The organism is Brevibacterium moorei (assembly GCF_024580735.1).
Lineage (GTDB): Bacteria > Actinomycetota > Actinomycetes > Actinomycetales > Brevibacteriaceae > Brevibacterium > Brevibacterium moorei.
Map to the genome: position 1 here is coordinate 1 of NZ_JANIJX010000034.1, position 17,835 is coordinate 17,835.

General features: G+C 67.3%; 16 protein-coding genes and 1 tRNA gene. 4 read left to right on the plus strand and 13 right to left on the minus strand.

Going from position 1 to position 17,835, the window contains the following annotated elements:
• Window positions 1–71: 71 nt before the first annotated feature.
• The 4 genes from NQ034_RS14980 to NQ034_RS14995 all read right to left on the minus strand — a co-directional run bounded on the left by NQ034_RS14980 (window position 72) and on the right by NQ034_RS14995 (window position 3,398).
• Complete coding sequence (locus tag NQ034_RS14980; RefSeq protein WP_257049842.1) at window positions 72–692, minus strand: 50S ribosomal protein L25/general stress protein Ctc; 621 nt, start codon at window positions 690–692, stop codon at window positions 72–74.
• A 147-nt stretch (window positions 693–839) separates the two neighbouring features.
• Window positions 840–1,811: a ribose-phosphate diphosphokinase gene (locus tag NQ034_RS14985; protein WP_257049843.1), complete on the minus strand. Its 972-nt coding sequence runs from the start codon at window positions 1,809–1,811 to the stop codon at window positions 840–842.
• A 30-nt stretch (window positions 1,812–1,841) separates the two neighbouring features.
• Complete coding sequence (gene glmU / locus NQ034_RS14990) at window positions 1,842–3,296, minus strand: bifunctional UDP-N-acetylglucosamine diphosphorylase/glucosamine-1-phosphate N-acetyltransferase GlmU (RefSeq protein WP_257049844.1); 1,455 nt, start codon at window positions 3,294–3,296, stop codon at window positions 1,842–1,844.
• 30 nt (window positions 3,297–3,326) lie between these two features.
• Window positions 3,327–3,398: transfer RNA gene (locus NQ034_RS14995), tRNA-Gln, on the minus strand.
• A 112-nt stretch (window positions 3,399–3,510) separates the two neighbouring features.
• On the opposite strand from NQ034_RS14995, the gene NQ034_RS15000 reads away from it, so the two are divergent.
• Both NQ034_RS15000 and pcrA read left to right on the plus strand, forming a co-directional pair.
• Window positions 3,511–3,894, plus strand: coding sequence for a hypothetical protein (locus tag NQ034_RS15000; protein WP_257049845.1), 384 nt, complete (start codon window positions 3,511–3,513; stop codon window positions 3,892–3,894).
• An 80-nt stretch (window positions 3,895–3,974) separates the two neighbouring features.
• The gene (gene pcrA / locus NQ034_RS15005) at window positions 3,975–6,347 is read left to right on the plus strand and encodes a DNA helicase PcrA (RefSeq protein WP_257049846.1); all 2,373 of its coding nucleotides are present in this window, start codon (window positions 3,975–3,977) and stop codon (window positions 6,345–6,347) included.
• 84 nt (window positions 6,348–6,431) lie between these two features.
• Here pcrA and NQ034_RS15010 read toward each other — a convergent pair whose 3' ends face one another.
• The 4 genes from NQ034_RS15010 to purN all read right to left on the minus strand — a co-directional run bounded on the left by NQ034_RS15010 (window position 6,432) and on the right by purN (window position 9,263).
• Window positions 6,432–6,614, minus strand: a complete 183-nt coding sequence (locus tag NQ034_RS15010; protein WP_257049847.1) for an antitoxin — start codon at window positions 6,612–6,614, stop codon at window positions 6,432–6,434.
• A 76-nt stretch (window positions 6,615–6,690) separates the two neighbouring features.
• The gene (locus NQ034_RS15015) at window positions 6,691–6,936 is read right to left on the minus strand and encodes a hypothetical protein (RefSeq protein WP_257049848.1); all 246 of its coding nucleotides are present in this window, start codon (window positions 6,934–6,936) and stop codon (window positions 6,691–6,693) included.
• A gap of 109 nt (window positions 6,937–7,045) precedes the next feature.
• A complete protein-coding gene (gene purH / locus NQ034_RS15020) occupies window positions 7,046–8,638 on the minus strand; it encodes a bifunctional phosphoribosylaminoimidazolecarboxamide formyltransferase/IMP cyclohydrolase (RefSeq protein ID WP_257049849.1) in 1,593 nt (530 codons plus the stop codon).
• Window positions 8,622–9,263 (minus strand): phosphoribosylglycinamide formyltransferase, encoded by a 642-nt coding sequence (gene purN, locus NQ034_RS15025; protein WP_257049850.1) that lies wholly within the window; start codon window positions 9,261–9,263, stop codon window positions 8,622–8,624. Before purN ends, purH begins: the two co-directional genes overlap by 17 nt.
• Window positions 9,264–9,290: 27 nt before the next feature.
• Between purN and NQ034_RS15030 the strand changes: the two genes are divergently transcribed.
• The gene (locus tag NQ034_RS15030) at window positions 9,291–9,764 is read left to right on the plus strand and encodes a hypothetical protein (protein ID WP_257049851.1); all 474 of its coding nucleotides are present in this window, start codon (window positions 9,291–9,293) and stop codon (window positions 9,762–9,764) included.
• 71 nt (window positions 9,765–9,835) lie between these two features.
• Here NQ034_RS15030 and NQ034_RS15035 read toward each other — a convergent pair whose 3' ends face one another.
• The gene (locus tag NQ034_RS15035; RefSeq protein WP_257049852.1) at window positions 9,836–10,993 is read right to left on the minus strand and encodes a cell division protein PerM; all 1,158 of its coding nucleotides are present in this window, start codon (window positions 10,991–10,993) and stop codon (window positions 9,836–9,838) included.
• Between the two features lie 131 nt (window positions 10,994–11,124).
• Here NQ034_RS15035 and NQ034_RS15040 point away from each other — a divergent pair, with 131 nt between their 5' ends.
• Window positions 11,125–12,720, plus strand: coding sequence for a hypothetical protein (locus NQ034_RS15040; protein ID WP_257049853.1), 1,596 nt, complete (start codon window positions 11,125–11,127; stop codon window positions 12,718–12,720).
• A gap of 74 nt (window positions 12,721–12,794) precedes the next feature.
• Here NQ034_RS15040 and NQ034_RS15045 read toward each other — a convergent pair whose 3' ends face one another.
• Genes NQ034_RS15045 through NQ034_RS15060 form a run of 4 tightly spaced genes read right to left on the minus strand, consistent with a single transcriptional unit; the run spans window position 12,795 to window position 17,834 of the window.
• A complete protein-coding gene (locus NQ034_RS15045; protein WP_257049854.1) occupies window positions 12,795–14,183 on the minus strand; it encodes an amidase in 1,389 nt (462 codons plus the stop codon).
• 11 nt (window positions 14,184–14,194) lie between these two features.
• Complete coding sequence (locus tag NQ034_RS15050) at window positions 14,195–16,015, minus strand: dipeptide ABC transporter ATP-binding protein (RefSeq protein WP_257049855.1); 1,821 nt, start codon at window positions 16,013–16,015, stop codon at window positions 14,195–14,197.
• Window positions 16,015–16,890, minus strand: coding sequence for an ABC transporter permease (locus NQ034_RS15055; RefSeq protein ID WP_257049856.1), 876 nt, complete (start codon window positions 16,888–16,890; stop codon window positions 16,015–16,017). Before NQ034_RS15055 ends, NQ034_RS15050 begins: the two co-directional genes overlap by 1 nt.
• Entirely contained in the window at window positions 16,887–17,834 is a 948-nt protein-coding gene (locus NQ034_RS15060) for an ABC transporter permease (protein ID WP_257049857.1), read from the minus strand. Before NQ034_RS15060 ends, NQ034_RS15055 begins: the two co-directional genes overlap by 4 nt.
• Window position 17,835: the final 1 nt, after the last annotated feature.

Below are 17,835 nucleotides of genomic sequence, written 5' to 3' on the forward strand. Positions count from 1 at the left end.
GCCGCACACCGCACCCTCAGGTGCGGTGTGCGGCCGCCGTGGACATCACCGGTTGTTCACCGGTGTCCGGGTCACTCCGCTGCGGGGGTCTCTTCCTCTGCAGCTTCGTCGTCCGCGGGGGTTTCGCCCAGTTCGGCCTCGAGCTGGGCCTCGCTGATCTCGGCGGAGACGTTGACGACCAGCAGTTCGGGGTCGGCCACCAGCTCGACACCGGCGGGCAGCGCGATGTCCTTGGCGAACACGTGCTCACCGACTCCGCGGCCGGTGATGTCGACCGAGATCGACTCGGGCAGGGCGGTCGCGTCCGCCAGCACCGCCAGGGTCAGTTCCTCGTGCTGGACCAGGGTGCTCGGTGCGGCCTCGCCGACCAGGGTCAGCGGAACGTCGACCTCGACCTTTTCGCCGCGGCGCACGATGACGAAGTCGATGTGCTCGAGTTCGCGGCTCACCGGGTGCTTCTGGACCTCGCGAGCGATGGCCAGGGTGTTCTCGCCCCCGGCGATCTCCAGCTCGAACAGCGCATTCGCGTGGCGCAGGGCCAGGCGGGTGGTGTGCGCATCCACCGAGATGTGGACGGGATCGGTGCCGTGACCGTAGACGACGGCGGGCACGCGACCGGCGCGGCGCAGGGTGCGGGCAGCGCCCTTGCCAAAGCCCTCGCGCAGTTCGGCGCTCAGATTGATATCAGCCATGTTTCACTCCTTTGATCGGTTCGATTCCTCGGGCGTCGGGGCTCGAACACAGGACCGGGCGTGAACCGCAGGAGCGTGTCGAAGAACCGCGTCGATAACGGAGAGCCCAACCGGGCCTCCCTCGCCGAGGCAAACGATAATATGTTATCAGATATTGAACAGGCTCGTCACCGAGCCGTCCTCGAACACCTCGTGCACGGCGCGGGCCAGCAGCGGGGCGATCGACAGCACGGTCAGCTTGTCGAACTTCTTCTCGTCTTCCAAGGGCAGCGTGTTGGTCACGATGACCTCTTGAGCCACGGAGTTCTCCAGGCGCTCCACGGCGGGTCCGGAGAAGACCGCGTGCGTGGAGACGATGACAACGCCCGTGGCTCCGGCATTCATGCAGGCCTCTGCGGCCTGCACGATCGTGCCGCCGGTGTCGATCATGTCGTCGACCAGCACGCAGGTGCGGCCCTCGACATCGCCGACGACCCGGTTGGCCTTCGTCTGGTTCGGCCGCGTGATGTCACGCGTCTTGTGGATGAAGGCCAGCGGGGCACCGCCCAGCTTCGCAGACCAGTTCTCGGCGACCTTGATGCGCCCGGCGTCCGGGGATACCACGGCCAGATCGCCGGTGTACTTCTGCTTGACGTAATCGGCCAGGATCGGCATTGCCACCAGGTGGTCGACCGGACCGTCGAAGAAGCCCTGGATCTGCGCAGTGTGCAAATCCACGGTGATCACCCGGTCGGCGCCGGCGGTCTTGAACAGATCGGCCAGCAGGCGGGCCGAGATGGGCTCGCGGCCGCGGTGCTTCTTGTCCTGCCTGGCATAGGGGAAGAACGGCGCGATCACGGTGATCCGCTTGGCCGATGCGCGTTTGAGCGCGTCGATCATGATCAGCTGTTCCATCACCCAGTCGTTGATCGGCGCACAGTGCGACTGCATGACGAATGCGTCCGCACCGCGCACCGATTCCCCGAACCGCACATAGATCTCGCCGTTGGCGAAGTTGTACAGATCCGTCGGCAACAGTTCCGTCCCGAGGTTCTCGGCCACCTGCTCCGCAAGTTCGGTGTTAGCCCGTCCCGTGACCAGGACGAGGCGCTTCTCGCCCGCCGTCGTGATTGAGTTCACGTGTCTTCCCCTTCTACCCGTGTTCCCTGTTTAGTCTTCTTCTGACTTCTTCTTCGCGGCAGCAGCCGCCTCCGCCGCGGGGGTTCCCGGGCGATGCTCGATGACCCAGTCTTCGACGATCTTCTGCGGGCCATAGGTCAGGGCCAGCGCGCCGGCGGGAACGTCCTTGCGGATCACGGTCCCGGCACCGGAATAGGCTCCGTCGCCCACGTTCACCGGGGCCACGAACATCGTGTCCGAACCGGTGCGCACATGCGAGCCGACGGTGGTGTGGTGCTTGTTCACCCCGTCGTAGTTGACGAAGACCGAGGAGGCGCCGATATTCGACTCCTCGCCGATCGTGGCATCCCCGACGTAGGTCAGGTGGGGTACCTTCGAGGCCCGGCCGATGTGGGCGTTCTTGGTCTCCACGAAGGTCCCGATCTTACCGTCGGCGCCCAGTTCGGTGCCGGGGCGCAGATAGGCGAAGGGGCCGACCTTGGCTCCCGCTCCGATCACCGACAGGCTCCCGTGGGTTCGGATCACACTGGCGCCGGCGCCCACCTCGACGTCGGTCAGGGTGGAGTCCGGGCCGATCTCGGCCCCTGTATCGACCTTCGTCGCCCCGTGCAGCTGCACGCCCGGCAGGATCGTGACGTCTGCGGCGAGTTCCACATCCGCATCGATCCAGGTGGTGGTGGGGTCGACCACCGTCACGCCCTCGCGCATCCAGTGCGTAAGGATCCGACGATTGAGCTCGGCACCCAGACCCGCCAACTGCACCCGGTCGTTGGCACCCTCGACCTGCCAGACATCGTCGATCGGCAGAGCGGCCACCGGCGATCCGGCGTCACGGGCGATCTCGATGACATCGGTCAGGTACTTCTCCCGCTGATTGTTCTCCGTGGACACCTTGGCCAGCGAGGTGCGCAGCACCGCGGCATCGAAAGCGTAGATGCCCGAGTTGATCTCCGTGATCGCGCGGGTCGCCTCATCGGCGTCCTTCTGCTCCACGATGCGCTCGAGTGCGCCCGAGGCGTCGCGCACGATCCGGCCGTAGCCGGTCGGATCGCCCAGCTGGGCGCTGAGCACGGTGACGCCATTGCCACCGGCCTCGTGGAATCCCACCAGTTCGTCGAGGGTTTCCGAGGTCAACAGGGGCACATCGCCGTAGGTCACGACCACGGTGCCCGCCAGATCCACCGGCAGGACCCCGAGCGCACATTCAGCGGCGGCACCGGTGCCGGGGACCTGGCCCTGCTCGGCCAATTCGACGGTCAGGGGCAGTTCGTCTGCCAACTGCGCAATATGGCCTGCGACCAGTTCCCGCTCGTGTCGCAGCACCGCGACCAGGTGATCCGCCCCCGTGCCCGCCGCGGCGGCCAGCGCATGGTGGACCAGCGTGCGACCGCCGATCCGATGCAACACCTTGGGTGTGGCTGACTTCATGCGGGTTCCAGCTCCCGCGGCCAATACGATGACGGCTGCAGGCCGATGTTCGGTCATGCGCATTCCCTTCCGACCGATTGCACAACGCTCCGCCACCAGGATTCGAACCTGGACTGCACGGCTCCAAAGGCCGGCGTGCTGCCGTTACACCATGGCGGATTGTCCACTGTCACACCACCTGAACCACAGCCCATGCACACCGGCATGTGCAGCCGCTCACCCAGGCGGAGCTAAGCATACGGTTGATTATCTTTCCACTAAAATATGCCGTATGGCAATTCTGCAAAGCGTCCTCCTATTCCTCCACCTGCTCGGCATGGCCATCATCGTCGGCTCGTATTTCGCCAACATCAAGAACCCCAAGGTCATCCCCGGAATGCTGCACGGATCCTACCTGCAGCTGCTCACCGGCATCATCATGTTCGGCCTGCTGGAGGCACAGCACAGCGCGACCATGGGCATGCGCGGGGTGCTGGGCGTCAAGCTGGTGCTGGGCATTCTGGTCGCGGTCTTCGCCTTCCTGGGCAATAAGCGGCAGAAGGCCTATACGGGAGCCGCCGACGCCAAGCCGCAGCCCTCGGCCACCTTCGCCCATCTGTCCTTCGGCGCAGCCCTGCTCGCCGTGATCGCGGCTCTGGTCCTGCCCTACGCCTGACCGATTCTCCCCGACTCCCTCCTAGCGATAGGCGGCCCGCACCATGGTGTGTCAGGGCCGCCTGTTAGTTTGCAGATGTGATGAGTTCTCCTTTCGATTTCCTCAACACCGCCCCGACCGCCGGCCGCAGGGCTCCCGCGCCCTCGGCGGCCGCGTCCGCACAGGCCGGCGGTGATCAACGAGCCGATACCGGCCGACGGTCCGACGACGACACGGCCGCACACCTGCTCGAGGGCCTGAACCCCCAGCAGGCCCAGGCGGTCACACACACCGGCTCGGCGCTGCTCATCGTCGCAGGTGCCGGCTCCGGCAAGACCACCGTGCTGACCAGGCGGATCGCCTATGCCCTGGCCCGCGGCCGGGCCCACCCGGGACAGGTGCTGGCCATCACGTTCACGAACAAGGCGGCCAGGGAGATGCAGGAGCGCATCGCCTCCCTGGTGGGCCGGGCGGCCGGAGCCATGTGGATATCGACCTTCCACTCCGCCTGCGTGCGGATCCTGCGCCGCGAGGCCGCGACCCTGGGACGCAAGTCCAATTTCACGATCTACGATTCCGCAGACTCCCTGCGCCTGATCACCCAGGTGGTCAAGGAGGCCGACCTCGACTCCAAGAAGTTCACCCCCAAGTCCCTCCAGCACCGGATCTCCAACCGGAAGAACGATCTGGTCGACGTCGATGACTTCGCCGCCACTATGAAGTCCGATTCCCCCGCCGACCGGGTGCTGCTGGACGTCTACCGCCGCTACACCGATCGGCTGCGCCTGGCCAACGCCTACGACTTCGACGACCTCATCATGGAGACCGTGGGCCTGCTGGAGGCATTCCCCGCCGTTGCCGCGAACTACCACGCCAGGTTCCGACATATCCTGGTCGACGAATATCAGGACACCAATCCGGCCCAGTACCGGCTGATCCGCGCACTGGCGGGGGCCGATGCGCAGGTGGACACCGCAGAACTGACGGTGGTCGGCGATGCCGACCAGTCCATCTACGCCTTCCGCGGCGCGACGGTGCGCAATATCGTGGAGTTCGAAAAGGACTTCCCCGACGCCACGACCATTCTGCTGGAGCAGAACTACCGGTCCACCCAGAACATCCTGAGTGCTGCCAACGCGGTCATCAGCAACAACGAGGGCCGCCGCGTCAAACGGCTGTGGACCGACCGGGGCGATGGCGAGCTCATCACCGGATGGGTCGCGCAGACGGAGGCCGACGAGGCGCAGTTCGTCGTCGATCGAATCGACCGGCTGCGCGACGAGGACGCCGGCTACACCTACGGCGACTTCGCGATCTTCTACCGCACGAATGCGCAGTCCCGCGCGCTCGAGGACGCGCTGATCCGTGCCGGCCTGCCCTACAAGGTCGTCGGCGGCACCAAATTCTACGAGCGCAAGGAGATCAAGGACGCCCTGGCATACGCCCGGGTGCTGGTCAATCCGGCAGACGATGTCAACCTGCGCAGGATCATCAACGTGCCCAAGCGGTCGATCGGCGATCGCACGGTGGCCTTCGTCGCGGCCTTCGCAGCCCGCGAGCGCATCAGCTTCTTCGACGCCCTGGAGCGCACGGACGAGATCCCCGGGCTGACCTCCCGCTCGCTCAAGCCGCTCGCGGCCTTCCGGACACTGCTGGCCGAACTGCGCACCACCACGGATGGGGCCGCACCCTCGCGGGTGATCGAGGCGGTGTTGGAGCAGACCGGGTACCTCGATGAGTTGCGCTCCAGCCGGGATCCGCAGGACGAGGCCAGGGTGGACAACCTGGCCGAACTCGTCGCGGTGGCCGAGGACTTCCACACGCGCCAGCCCGACGCCGGCTTGGAGGAGTTCCTGGAATCGGTTTCGCTCTCCGCCGACGCCGACCAGATCCCCGACCAGGATCAGGGCGAGGTCACCCTGATGACCCTGCACACCGCCAAGGGCCTCGAGTTCCCCGTGGTGTTCCTCACCGGGATGGAGGACGGGACCTTTCCGCACCAGCGTTCCATGGGTTCGAAACAGGAGATGGACGAGGAACGCCGGCTTGCCTATGTCGGTCTGACCCGCGCCAAACGCAGATTGTTCATTTCCCGGGCCGAGACCCGCTCCATGTGGGGACAGCCGCAGTATAATCCGCCCAGTCGCTTCCTCGTCGAGATCCCGCAGGATCTGATCGAATGGGAGTCCACTGGGTCCGGTGGTTCGGCCGGTTTCGGCTCCCCGGCGTTCGGTTCCGGCTCCGCGTCCCGGGCGAGTGGGTCGAAGGGCCTCGGCGGGTTCCCGAACCGGATCAGGCCCGGCCGTGAGGCGATCTCCGTGGTCCCCGGCGACAAACTGTCCCACGAGTCCTTCGGACTGGGCACCGTCGTCGAGGTCAAGGGCAGCGGTGATAAAACAGTCGCCCAGGTGGACTTCGGCTCGGCCGGTGTCAAGCGACTGCTGCTGCGCTATGCCCCGGTTGACAAGCTCTAAGGCGGAAAACCAGGCCAACGCCAACGGGCCCCTGTCCGGATCCAGTGGATCCGGACAGGGGCCCGTTCGGCAGTGGCGACTAGCTCACTGACCGCCCAGCTTGCCCTTGATGGTATCTGCTGCGCCGTCGATCTGCTCGTCGAACTTACCGCCGGTCTTGTCCTTGGCGAATTCCGCCGCGGAGTCGGTCGCGCCTGAGACCTTGTCCTTGACCTGGTCGTTGTCCAGCGCGTCCTTGGCCTTGTTGGCGAAGTCTTCGATTCCCATATGGTCCTCCTCGAGTCGGATCGGATGGTTCCACGGCCCGGCATCGGAACGCCGATGCCGAACACGTACTCCCAGCCTAACCCCCCGGCACGACGGCGGCCAAGACGATCAGTCCGAAACCCGCCAAAAACCCCACCGTCGCATCATATGCCGGGGTGCGGTTCGACCAGGCGTGTTGGAACCCGGTGGGGCTTAGTCGCATGATCGCGATCGTGATCGGGCACAGTGCCAGAACGAAGGCGGCCAGCCTGAACTGTACGAACATCAGGGCGCACGAAACGACGATCCACACCAGGCACAGGCCCAGGAACCAGTCGCGCATCGTCGGGTTGGAGAACCTGCGCTTCCAGTAGATCCAGCGTTTCGAAATGGGACCACGCCCCTTTCCACGCCCCCGCTTGGGTGGCGTGGAAAGGGGCCGAGGGCCCGGCTCAGTGGAAGAAATGGCGCGTTCCCGTGAAGTACATCGTGATGCCGGCGGCGGCGGCCGCTGCAATCACCTCGTCGTCGCGGATCGAACCGCCGGGGGCCACAACGGCCTTGACGCCGCCGTCGATGAGCACCTGCAGGCCATCGGCGAAGGGGAAGAAGGCATCGGAGGCGGCGACGGAGCCCTTGGCCCGTTCGGCCCCTGCCCGGTCCACCGCGAGGTGCGCCGAATCGACCCGGTTGACCTGGCCCATGCCCACGCCCACCGAGGCTCCGCCGGAGGCCAGCAGGATCGCGTTGGACTTCACGGCCCGGCAGGCGCGCCAGGCGAATTCCAGGTCGGCCAGAGTCGCTGCGTCCGCGGCCTCCCCTGACACCAGCTGCCAGCCGGAGACCTGGTCGCCGGCGGCCTGGAAGTTATCGCGGTCCTGGACGAGCACACCCCCGGAGATCTGGCGGAACTCGCGCTTGATCGGCTGGTAGTCGCCCAGTTCCAGGATGCGCAGGTTCTTCTTCGTCTGCAGCAGTTCGAGGGCATCCGGGGCGAATGACGGAGCGGCGATGACCTCGGTGAAGATCGGGCGCACCGATTCCGCGAAGGCCATGTCGACCTCGACATTGGTGGCGATGACACCGCCGTATGCCGACAGCGAATCGCAGGCGTGGGCGAGCTTGTGCGCTGCGACGCCGGAGTCGGCCACCGCGATGCCACAGGGATTGGCGTGCTTGATGATGGCCACGGCCGGTCGGTCGAAGTCGTAGGCGGCGCGGACGGCTGCGTCGGTGTCCTGGTAGTTGTTGTAGGACATCTCCTTGCCGCCGTGCTGGGTGGCCGTGGCCAGGCCATGCGTGCCGTCGGTGTAGACGGCGGCGTTCTGGTGCGAGTTCTCGCCATAGCGCAAATCGTGCAGTTTGACACCCGTGGTGCCGAAGAACTGCGGCAGGTCCGCGGGTTCGTCCAGCTGCGCGGCGAACCAGTTGGCGACTGCGACGTCGTAGGCCGCGGTGTGCTCGAAGGCCGCCTTCGCCAACTGCTTGCGAGTGGCGAGGTCGAAGCCCCCGGAGGCGGCCGCCGCGACGACCTCCTGATAGCGGGCGGGGTCGACGACCACTGCCACGGAGGGATGGTTCTTGGCAGCTGCCCTGACCATCGAGGGACCGCCGATGTCGATCTGCTCGACGCACTCGTCATACCCGGCGCCGGAGGCCACCGTCTGCTGGAACGGATACAGGTTGACGACGACCAGTTCGAAGGCCTCGACGCCCAGTTCCTCCAGCTGTGCCAGGTGTTCCGGCTTGCGGGTATCGGCCAGGATCCCGGCGTGGACGCGGGGGTGGAGGGTCTTGACGCGCCCCTCGAGGCATTCCGGGAACCCGGTCAGGTCCTCGACCTTGACCACTGGCACACCGGCGGCGGCGATTTTCGCCGCGGTCGAGCCGGTGGACACGATTTCGACGCCGGCGGAGGCCAGGCCACGGGCCAGGTCCTCCAATCCGGTCTTGTCATAGACGCTGATGAGTGCACGACGGATAGGGCGGACGCCTTCCACGTTGTCTCCTTGGGCTAGCTGTTGCGGTTTACGCCGGGGGCGCATAACCGGTCACGATCCGACCGGTCAGACTGAGGGAGGACCGGCCGAGGAATTCCAGCAGGTTCACGAGTTCCCGCTGTTCCACCGCCTTGATCCGTTCGTGCAGACTCGCCTCTGTGTCCTCCGGTGCGATGGCGACCGGGAACTGGGCGATGATGGGACCCGTGTCGACGCCCTCGTCGACTAAGTGGATGGTCGAACCGGTGACCTTAGCCCCATAGGCCAGGGCGTCGCGGACGCCGTGGGCACCCGGGAATGACGGAAGCAGAGCCGGATGGGTGTTGATGATCCGCTGTGGGAAGGCCGTGACGAACTCATCGCCGAGGATGCGCATGAAACCGGCGCTGACCACCCAGTCGGGTTCGAATCCCGCGACCAGATCACGCAGTCCACGGTTCCAGGCGGCCCGATCGGCGAAGTCGCGCGGCAGACAGGTGAATGTCGTGGCGCCCGCGGCCGCGGCTTTGTCCAACACCGGCGCATCGGCGCGGTCGGAGCCGACCGCCACGATTTCCACCCCGGTGCCGTCGGAGGGCGCCGGGCGCGCATCCTGGGGCCGTGGCGGGAATGCGCGCAGCACCGCCTGGGTCAACGAACCTGTTCCGGAAGCCAAGAGCACACAACGCACGCTCATATTCTATGCCAAACTGATCCGGTGAGTTCTTTTGATCCGAATGGCACCGGCCCCGGCAACCCGACACCCCCCGAACCCGATGAGAAGACAAAGGAGCTGATCGCCAGGGCCGGCCGCGAGGGCATGGTCATGATGGTGCTGTTCGCCGCCGCGCTGTTGACCAGCCTCTACACCCTGCCCTGGCGCCTGACCGCGGGGCTGTTCGCCGCCGCCGGGATCATCTGGGCCATCCGCTATGCCATCGCCTCGACCCGTGCCAAGCGCGGGGGAACCTGGCTGCCGACTGTGATCATTGCAATATTGGGCTGCGGCTGGTGTCTGTTGGGCACGATCAGCAATGTTGCGTTCTACCCGATGCAGCAGGAGCTCCAGGACTGCAGGGAGTCCGCGCTGACCGAACAGGCCGCGCTGGGCTGCCAGACGACCTACGACGATAAGCTCGAGAACCTGATGAAGTCCCTGACGGGCCAGACCGGGTGGCTCCTGCGCGACTGAACCGATGGGGCCGAACCGACGGGCCGGCATCATTCGGTTCCAATCATGCAGTTCCGTACGGCTTTTCTCGTTCAGTCCTCTACGGCTTTTGTGGACAGCACCTGCGCCACCCTGCCCAGGCAGACGCCGGCCATTGCGAAGACCGTCACGAAGGCGGGGAAGCGCACCAGATCCAACCCGAATCGAGCCAGGCCGCCGGGCCCCACTCCGCCGCAGGAGAAGACGGCGACAAGGACCAGGGATACGTATACCAGCACGGCGGTCGTGCCCACCACCGGCCAATCGACCCGGTCCCGCCAGGCCCGCCGGCCCAGCACCGCGAACATCCCCGCCAACACGACCACGGCCGCCAGGACGGGCACCCAGCCGGCCGGCTGGCCCGGCATGAGTGCCAGCGCGGGGATACCCGGACGCATTCCGACATCGCTGGCATAGGCGGAACCGGTCGCCGAACCCGACAGGTCGACCCCGGCACCCGTAATCCAGGCCAGGGAGAAGGCCATGAGGGTCGGAGCGTACAACAGCTGGAGGATCCCCAGACCCACCGCGGCCATCGCCGGAGCCGAGTACTGTTCGACAACGTCCCAGGCGGAATTCCAGCGCAGCACGATGCCCAGGACGATCAGCACCAGTGCGGCGCCACCCAGCGCCACCACCACCCGCCGCAGCAACTCCCACGCCCGGCCGAGTACCTCGGTGAATCCCGCGCCGAGCCCGTCGACGGCGCGGACCCACCCTGCCGGGGGACTTGGCCGCAGGCCGACCAGCGCCGCGCTGCACACGACGATCCCGGCCCGCGCCCAGCCCACCGGACCGGGCTCGAGCAGAGGTGCCCACAACCCGGTGCACAGTGCGCCGAGCACCAGCGGAAGCACGAACCCCGCTGCACATGTCCACTGGGGGCCGACGCCAGGTACGGCCTCGACCGCCCTGTTACGGCGCAACTTCGCCGCACCAGCGTAGATCAACGCCCACAACCCCAGCACGGGCAGAGTCGGCGGCAGTGCCACGAGGAGGCCCCCGGCCCCCGCGGGCATACCGAGGAAGACCCCCAGCACGGTACCGGTCCAGCTGAACACCGATCCCGCCGGCAGCTGCTGGGTGATGGTCATCGCCCAGGCGCCGGCGGCGAGGGCGAATCCCACCACCACTGCGGGCAGCAGCACCCTAAGACTGCCGGCCATCCCATCGAGCAGGTCCCTGGCCATGGTGTTGCGTTCTTTACTCACGTACGCCATCTTGCCCGAGTCACCCAGGCGGAGGGGAGTGACGACACACCCAATAAACAAGTGACTCTGATAGTTTGGGATACCGTTCGAGCCGCTCACCAGGCGGACACGAGGAGACCCGAAGGACAGCAATGAGCGATCAGGAAAAGCCGGCGTCGAACCCGGAGAAGAAGGCTACAGACGCCCCGTCTTCGTCACCCAATACGGGGTCGGCTACGACCCCGATGCCCGCGGTCCCCCAGCACAAACCGGTCACACCGCCCAAGGCTCCCCAGCCACCGGCTCAGCCCCCCAAGGTCAAACCCGCCCAGGCCAACCGGCCGGTTCCCCCGCAACCGGATCGTGCACCGCAGCAGGGCTCCCAGAACCAGGGTGCGACCACGGAGCCACAGGCCACACAGCGAATCACCCCGCTGCCCCCGTCCCCGGGCACCCCGCAACCGGCCCCGGCGGCAGCGAATCGTCAGGGCCCGGTCCAGCCACACGGCCCGGTCCCTCCGCAAGGTCCGGTTACGGGTCCCGGCGGCCGGGCAGGTCAGGGTTCGCCCACGGGCCCGAATGCCCCCGCTGGGCCCGGTGGCCCGGGCGCTAGGGGCGGTCAGGACGGCCCGACCGGCCCGGGTGGTCCGGGTGGTCCGACCGGACCCGCGGCCTTCGGCGCGGCGGGCGGCCCCGATGCGCAGCCGCAGCGGAAGGGGCGCTCGGCGGCGTTCTGGCCGCTCATCATCTCGGCGATCGTCGTGGTGGTGCTGCTGGCCGGTCTGGGTGTGACAGCCGCCGTGCTGAGTTCGGTGAACAAGAAGAACCACGGTCCCGACAAGGTCGTCGCCGAGTACTTCCAGGCCCTGTCCTCCGGGGACATCGGCCGGGTGAGGGAACTGGCGCCGTTCAGTCTGCCGGAGAATATCAGCGACGCGCTCCTGACCAACGACGCCTATCTGAAGAACTCGGCGTCGAAGATCAGCGATGTACAGGTCGGGCAGGCCCAGGTCGATGGAGACAACGCCCGCATCGAGGCCACTTACAAGCTCGGCGACGAGGACCGGAAGATGACGCTGCAGGCCACCAAGGCCGGCAAGGAGAAGTTCGTCTTCGACAAGTGGCGGCTCAAGGCCCCACAGCTGTCCGTGATCCAGACGGCCCTGCCCGATGTCAAGGGCATGACGCTCAACGGCCAGGCCTTCCAACCCGAGGACGGCTACGCCAACTACGTCGTGTTCCCCGGCAGCTATGAGCTCAAGGTGCCCGGCGGCAAGTACTACGACGGCGTCACCCAGACCTCGGTCGCGGGTTTCGGCACGGATGAGGCTTCGCCCAAGCCGTTGAAGGCCACGCTCAAGGCCAACAACACATATACCAAGGACGTCCGCAAGGCCGTGTCCGACAAGCTCACGTCCTGCTACTCGAAGCACAAGTGGGCGCCCTCCGGGTGCCCCTTCTTCATCGATCCGAAGACCAAGTCATCCGGCAAGACCCTGGGCAAGGACGCCAAGGAGAAGGACGCCCGCTGGTCGGGCCCGAAGAACCCCGCGGTGAAGGCGACCATGTCACCGAATCTGACCTCGGGCACCTTCATGACCGATTCGTCCCAGTCCTTCAAGTTCAAGGCCAAGAGCACGAAGACGAAGGGCGCGACCTGGCGCGCCTCGGCGGACCGCCGCCTGGTCGGGACCGTCAAGGTCGCCTCCGACAAGGTGACGATCGAATTCTCACAGGCCAATAAGTGAACCGGGCCGAATAAGCACAGTAATGCGCCCGGGACCCGCACTATCGCGGGCACCCGGGCGCACCGTCGTCTCAATCAGCCGATCACGGGGACGGGAACCGGCACCGCGGCCGCCGCTTCGTACCAGGCGGCGGCCGCGAGCACCCGGGCGTCGGCGAACCTGGCCCCGGCGATTTGCAGACCGATCGTCCGCCCATCCCCGGTATATCCTGCATTGACCGTGGCAGCGGGCTGCTCCCCCATGTTGTAGGGCAGGGTGTAGCCGATGTGGACCATCGGCCGATCCGCGTCGTCTCCCCAGGGCATCGGCCAGTCGGCGGGGAAGGCCGCCATCGGGGCGACCGGGGAGAGCACCAAATCGAATGAGTGCGTCACCGCGTTGGCCCGCTCCCGCATCTCCTGAATCGCATGATAGGCGGCGAACACATCCTGTCCCGTCGCATCCGCCCCGCCCAGGCACCACTGGCGGATATAGGGCAGAATCCGGCTCCGCTCATGCACCGGCAGGGCCTTGAGATCGCCCCAGGACCTGGCGCGCAGGAACACATCTGTGTGGCCCAACAGCTCCCCGTCCATGAACGGTTCGATGCGTGTGACAGTGGCTCCGGCCGCGGCGAAGAGATCCGCCGCGGCATCCACCGCGGCGGCGACCTCGGGGTCGGTCGGCAGGCCGCACCCGGCGTCCGTGTGCACGGCCACCCGCAGCTCGGCAGGATCGAAGGGCTCGGTATAGGCTCCGGCGTATGGCGGGAGTTCGGAATAGTCCCTGCCGTCGGCGCGGCCGATGACGTCCATGGCTGCGACGACATCGGCCACGCGCCTGGCCAGCGGACCGGCGCAGCGGCCCAGGTACGGTGAGGCCAGCGGCACTCGGCCGAAGCTGGGCTTGAGCGTGGCCAGGCCCAACCAGGTGCCGGGCAGGCGGATCGAGCCGCCGATGTCGGTGCCGATGTGAATGGGCCCGTACCCCGCCGCAGCCGCGGCGCCGGCTCCGGCCGAGGACCCACCGGTGGTCAGCTCGGGGTTCAGCGGCGAGCGCGTGATCCCGTGCCGGCTGGACACCCCGGAGGAGAGCATCCCCCAGTCGGGCATGACCGTCGACCCCACGATCAGCGCCCCGGCTTCCGCCAGCCGAGCGGTGATCGGCGCGTCCTCCTCGGGCACCGGCGGGGTGCCGGCGGCGTGGCCGGCCGGCATCGGGATGCCGGAGCGTGCGATGTTCTCCTTGACCGTCACCGGGACCCCGTCCAGCGGGCCCAACGGCGCACCGGCCCGCCATCTGGCCGCTGCCGCGGCCGCCTGTTCCAGTGCCGTGTCCACGGTGGGCACCCACAGGGCGTTGAGTGTGGGTTCGCAGGCCTCGATCCGGCCCGCCACCGATTCCACCGCATCCACCGGGGTGAAATCGCCGGATGCGAAACCGGCGCGCAGTGCTTCCGCGCTGTAGTCCGCCAACTCGGTCATGCCTTCTCCTCTCAGATACCCCGGGCGGCTTCCAATGCCCGGGCAAGATTGGGTGTCGCCTCGATCAGTCCTGCCGTGTACGCATCCCGCGGGTGCGTATAGACCCGCTCGATGGGCCCCGCCTCCACGACCCGGCCCGCGCGCATCACCGCCACATCGGTGCACAGATGCCGTACGACTCCAAGATCGTGGGAGACGAAGACCAGGGTCAGCCCGTATTCGTCCACCAGGTCCATCAGCAGATTGAGGACCTGGGCGCGGACCGAGACGTCGAGGGCCGACACCGGTTCGTCTGCGACCAGCACCCTGGGTTTGCCCGCCAGGGCCCGGGCGATCGAGATCCGTTGCCTTTGCCCTCCGGAGAATTGGTGGGGGTAGCGCTGCAGGGCATCTGCATCCAAACCCACATCGGCGAGCACACTGGTCACGCGGGAGCGCCTGGCCGCGGCGTCGAGCGAGGTGGCGATGAGGGGTTCGGCGATGATGTCTGCGACCGTCATCCTGGGGTCCAGCGATGCGAAAGGGTCTTGGAATACCAGCTGCAGGTCCTGCCGCAGCCGGTACAGGCCGCGCGGGCCCGGATCCGTCACCTCGATGTCGGCCACCCGGACCCGGCCCGAGTCGGCGGTCTCCAAGCCGGTGAGGATCTTGAGCAGGGTCGATTTGCCCGAACCCGATTCGCCCACGATGCCGAAGCGGCCGCCACGTTTCACGTTGAACGACACTCCGGTCAGGGCGTGGACCCGATCTGCCCGGCCGAAGGGGAAACGCCTGGTCCGAGCATAGGTCTTGTGCAGATCGGCCACGCTGATCAACGATTCCCCTTCGTCCGCCCGATCGAAATCGACCGGCACCGGTTCGACGGCGTGTGCGGCCGGGGCCGTGCGTTCGGGCCGTGGCCGCTGCGCCGTCTGCCGCGCAGCCGACTGTCCGAGTCGGGGCAGCGGGGCCCCCTTGTACTCCCCCGATGTCGCGATGGTGAACAACCGACCGGAGGAGTCGGTGGACTCCAGATCACTGGCGGCAAGCAGCCCGCGAGTGTACGGATGGACGGGAGAGGTGAAGATCTGTTCGACGCTGCCCGATTCCACGACCACGCCACGGTTCATCACCAGGACCCGCTGGCACAGGCCGGCGACCACCGCCAGATCGTGGGTGATGAAGAGCAGGCCGGCACTGTGACTGGCGACCTGGGCGGAGATCAGGTCGAGCACGCTGCGCTGCACCGTGACGTCCAGGGCCGTGGTCGGTTCATCGCAGATCAGCAGGGCCGGATCATTGGCCAGGGCGATCGCCAGCACGACGCGCTGCCGCTGGCCGCCGGAGAGCTGGTGCGGGTAGGCGCGCGCCGCCGCGGCGGGGTCGGGCAGGTCGACGCTGGCCAGCAGCTCGACCGCACGTGCGGCCGCGGCTGCCCGGGTGGGGGCTCCGCCGTGGAGCACGATGACCTCGGCGACCTGCGCGCCGACGCGTTGCAGGGGGTTCAGCGCGCTCAGCGGGTCCTGGAACACCATCGACATGGCCTTGCCGCGCAACCGGGAGAGCTGCCGGTCCGTCATTTCCAGGAGGTTGCCCCGTGCCCCGGCCAGACGAACGTCCCCACAGGCATTCGCATCATCGGGCAGCAGACCCATCACTGCCGATGCCGTCAAGGACTTCCCCGAACCCGATTCGCCGATCAGCCCGACCCGTTCGCCGGCGGCGATCGTGAGGTCTAGCGGTTCGACCAGCGTCCGTCCCCCGATCTCGATGCTCAGACCGGTGATCTGCAAGGCGGGGGCACTGTCGCCGGTCTGCGGCACGGGGGGCCACTGGGCACTGCGGGTGGACATCACGAGCGTCCTTTCAGCCTGGGATCGAAGCGGTCGCGTAGACCATCCCCCAGAAGGTTGAAGCCCAGCACGGCCAGGGCGATGAACAGTCCCGGCCACAGTGCCAGATGGGGCGCGGTGGAGAGGAACTGCTGGGACTCCTGCAGCATCCGGCCCCAGGAGGGGGTGGGCGGCTGGGTGCCCAGGCCAAGGAACGACAGACCGGCCTCGGCCAGTACGGCCAGGGCGAAGGCCACGGAGGCCTCGACGATGACGAGGCCGACGATATTGGGCAGCACATGGTGCCAGGCGATGGCCAGCGGGCGCCGATTGCCGGCCTGCGCGGCCATAATGTACTCGCGGCTGAGCACCTGCAGCGCAGAGGAACGCGCGACCCGCGCGAAACCCGGAATCGAGGCGATCCCCAGCGCCACCACCGCCGGTCCGATCCCGGTACCGACGGCCGCGGCGAAGATCATCGCCAACAGCAGTGCGGGGAATGCCAGCAACAGGTCATTGCCGCGCATGATCAGGCCCGACAGCCAGGACCATCGGGTCTGGGCTGCGAGCATGCCCAGCGGCACACCGATGACGAAGGCGATCGCCACCGCCACCAAACCCACCAGCAGGGTGATCCGGGCGCCGGCCATAATGGCGGAGAACGTGTCCCGACCGAACTGATCGGTGCCGAACCAGTGCGCGGCCGAGGCGCCCTGCAGCCTGGCGGCGGGATCCGCCTGGGTGGGATCGTAGGGCATCCAGATGAAGGACACCAGGGCCAGCACGACGACGAGTGCCACGAGCACCGCACCGATCGTCAGCTGCGCGTTCTTGCGACGTGAGGGACGAACGGGGGCAGTCGTCGCGCGGGTGCCGGATTGCATCGGTTCTGTCATGCCGCCCTCCGAATCCGTGGATCGATGATCGTGTACAGAACGTCGACCAGCAGGTTGATCACCAACACCATGAACACCAGGACCAACACGATCCCCTGCACCGTCACCAAATCGCGGTTGCCCACCGCGCGCACCAGCTCACTGCCCATGCCGGGGAGCACGAAGACCAGTTCGACGACCACTGCGCCGACCAGCAGGGCCGACAGCTGCAGGCCGGTGACCGTGAGTACCGGGACCGCCGCGTTGCGCAGGCCGTGACGGACCACGGCAGCGCCCCTGGTCAGGCCCTTGGCCCTGGCCGTGCGCAGGAAGTCCTCGCCCAGGACGTCGAGCACCGCCGAGCGCACATAGCGCGAGAGGATCGCCGCCTGGACCAGGGACAGGGCCAGCACCGGCAGGATGAGCGAACGGAGGAAGCCGGCCGGATCGACCGCGGGCACGACCCAGCCCGAGGACGGCAACCAGCCCAGATTCACGGAGAACACCAGCACGAGCAGGATCGCGGCCAGGAAACTGGGGATCGCGACCCCCACCTGGCCCAGTGCGGAGATCACCGCACCCAGCGGGCGCCGGTGGCTGACCGCGGCCAGGGTGCCGACCGGCACGGCGATGAGCAGGGACACCACGACCGCTGCGACCACCAGGATCAGGGTGACCTGGACGCTGCCGGAGATCACAGGGCCGACCGGGGCCTGCGTGACGTACGAAGTACCGAAATCACCGTGCAGAATACCGCCGACCCAGTGCAGATACTGCACGGGCAGGGGCCGGTCGAGTCCGTATTCGGCCTCGAGCGCGGCCACCGCCTCGGGCGTGGCGTTCACGCCCAGCGCCACCTGTGCCGCGGAACCCGGCAAGAGGTTGAGCAGGGCGAAGACGACGACCGAGGCGATGACCAGCGTAATGGCGAACTGCAGCAGTCTGACGCTGAGGAACCGCAGCATG

What these genes read in the sequence shown, in the direction of transcription:
- NQ034_RS15010 (WP_257049847.1), bottom strand. Translation starts at nt 6,614, where the DNA reads ATGGGAATCGAAGACTTCGCCAACAAGGCCAAGGACGCGCTGGACAAC.
- NQ034_RS15015 (WP_257049848.1), bottom strand. Translation starts at nt 6,936, where the DNA reads ATGCGCGACTGGTTCCTGGGCCTGTGCCTGGTGTGGATCGTCGTTTCG.
- glmU (WP_257049844.1), bottom strand. Translation starts at nt 3,296, where the DNA reads ATGACCGAACATCGGCCTGCAGCCGTCATCGTATTGGCCGCGGGAGCT.
- purH (WP_257049849.1), bottom strand. Translation starts at nt 8,638, where the DNA reads ATGCGCCCCCGGCGTAAACCGCAACAGCTAGCCCAAGGAGACAACGTG.
- NQ034_RS15040 (WP_257049853.1), top strand. Translation starts at nt 11,125, where the DNA reads ATGAGCGATCAGGAAAAGCCGGCGTCGAACCCGGAGAAGAAGGCTACA.
- NQ034_RS15045 (WP_257049854.1), bottom strand. Translation starts at nt 14,183, where the DNA reads ATGACCGAGTTGGCGGACTACAGCGCGGAAGCACTGCGCGCCGGTTTC.
- pcrA (WP_257049846.1), top strand. Translation starts at nt 3,975, where the DNA reads ATGAGTTCTCCTTTCGATTTCCTCAACACCGCCCCGACCGCCGGCCGC.
- NQ034_RS14980 (WP_257049842.1), bottom strand. Translation starts at nt 692, where the DNA reads ATGGCTGATATCAATCTGAGCGCCGAACTGCGCGAGGGCTTTGGCAAG.
- NQ034_RS15050 (WP_257049855.1), bottom strand. Translation starts at nt 16,015, where the DNA reads ATGTCCACCCGCAGTGCCCAGTGGCCCCCCGTGCCGCAGACCGGCGAC.
- NQ034_RS15055 (WP_257049856.1), bottom strand. Translation starts at nt 16,890, where the DNA reads ATGACAGAACCGATGCAATCCGGCACCCGCGCGACGACTGCCCCCGTT.
- NQ034_RS15060 (WP_257049857.1), bottom strand. Translation starts at nt 17,834, where the DNA reads ATGCTGCGGTTCCTCAGCGTCAGACTGCTGCAGTTCGCCATTACGCTG.
- NQ034_RS15000 (WP_257049845.1), top strand. Translation starts at nt 3,511, where the DNA reads ATGGCAATTCTGCAAAGCGTCCTCCTATTCCTCCACCTGCTCGGCATG.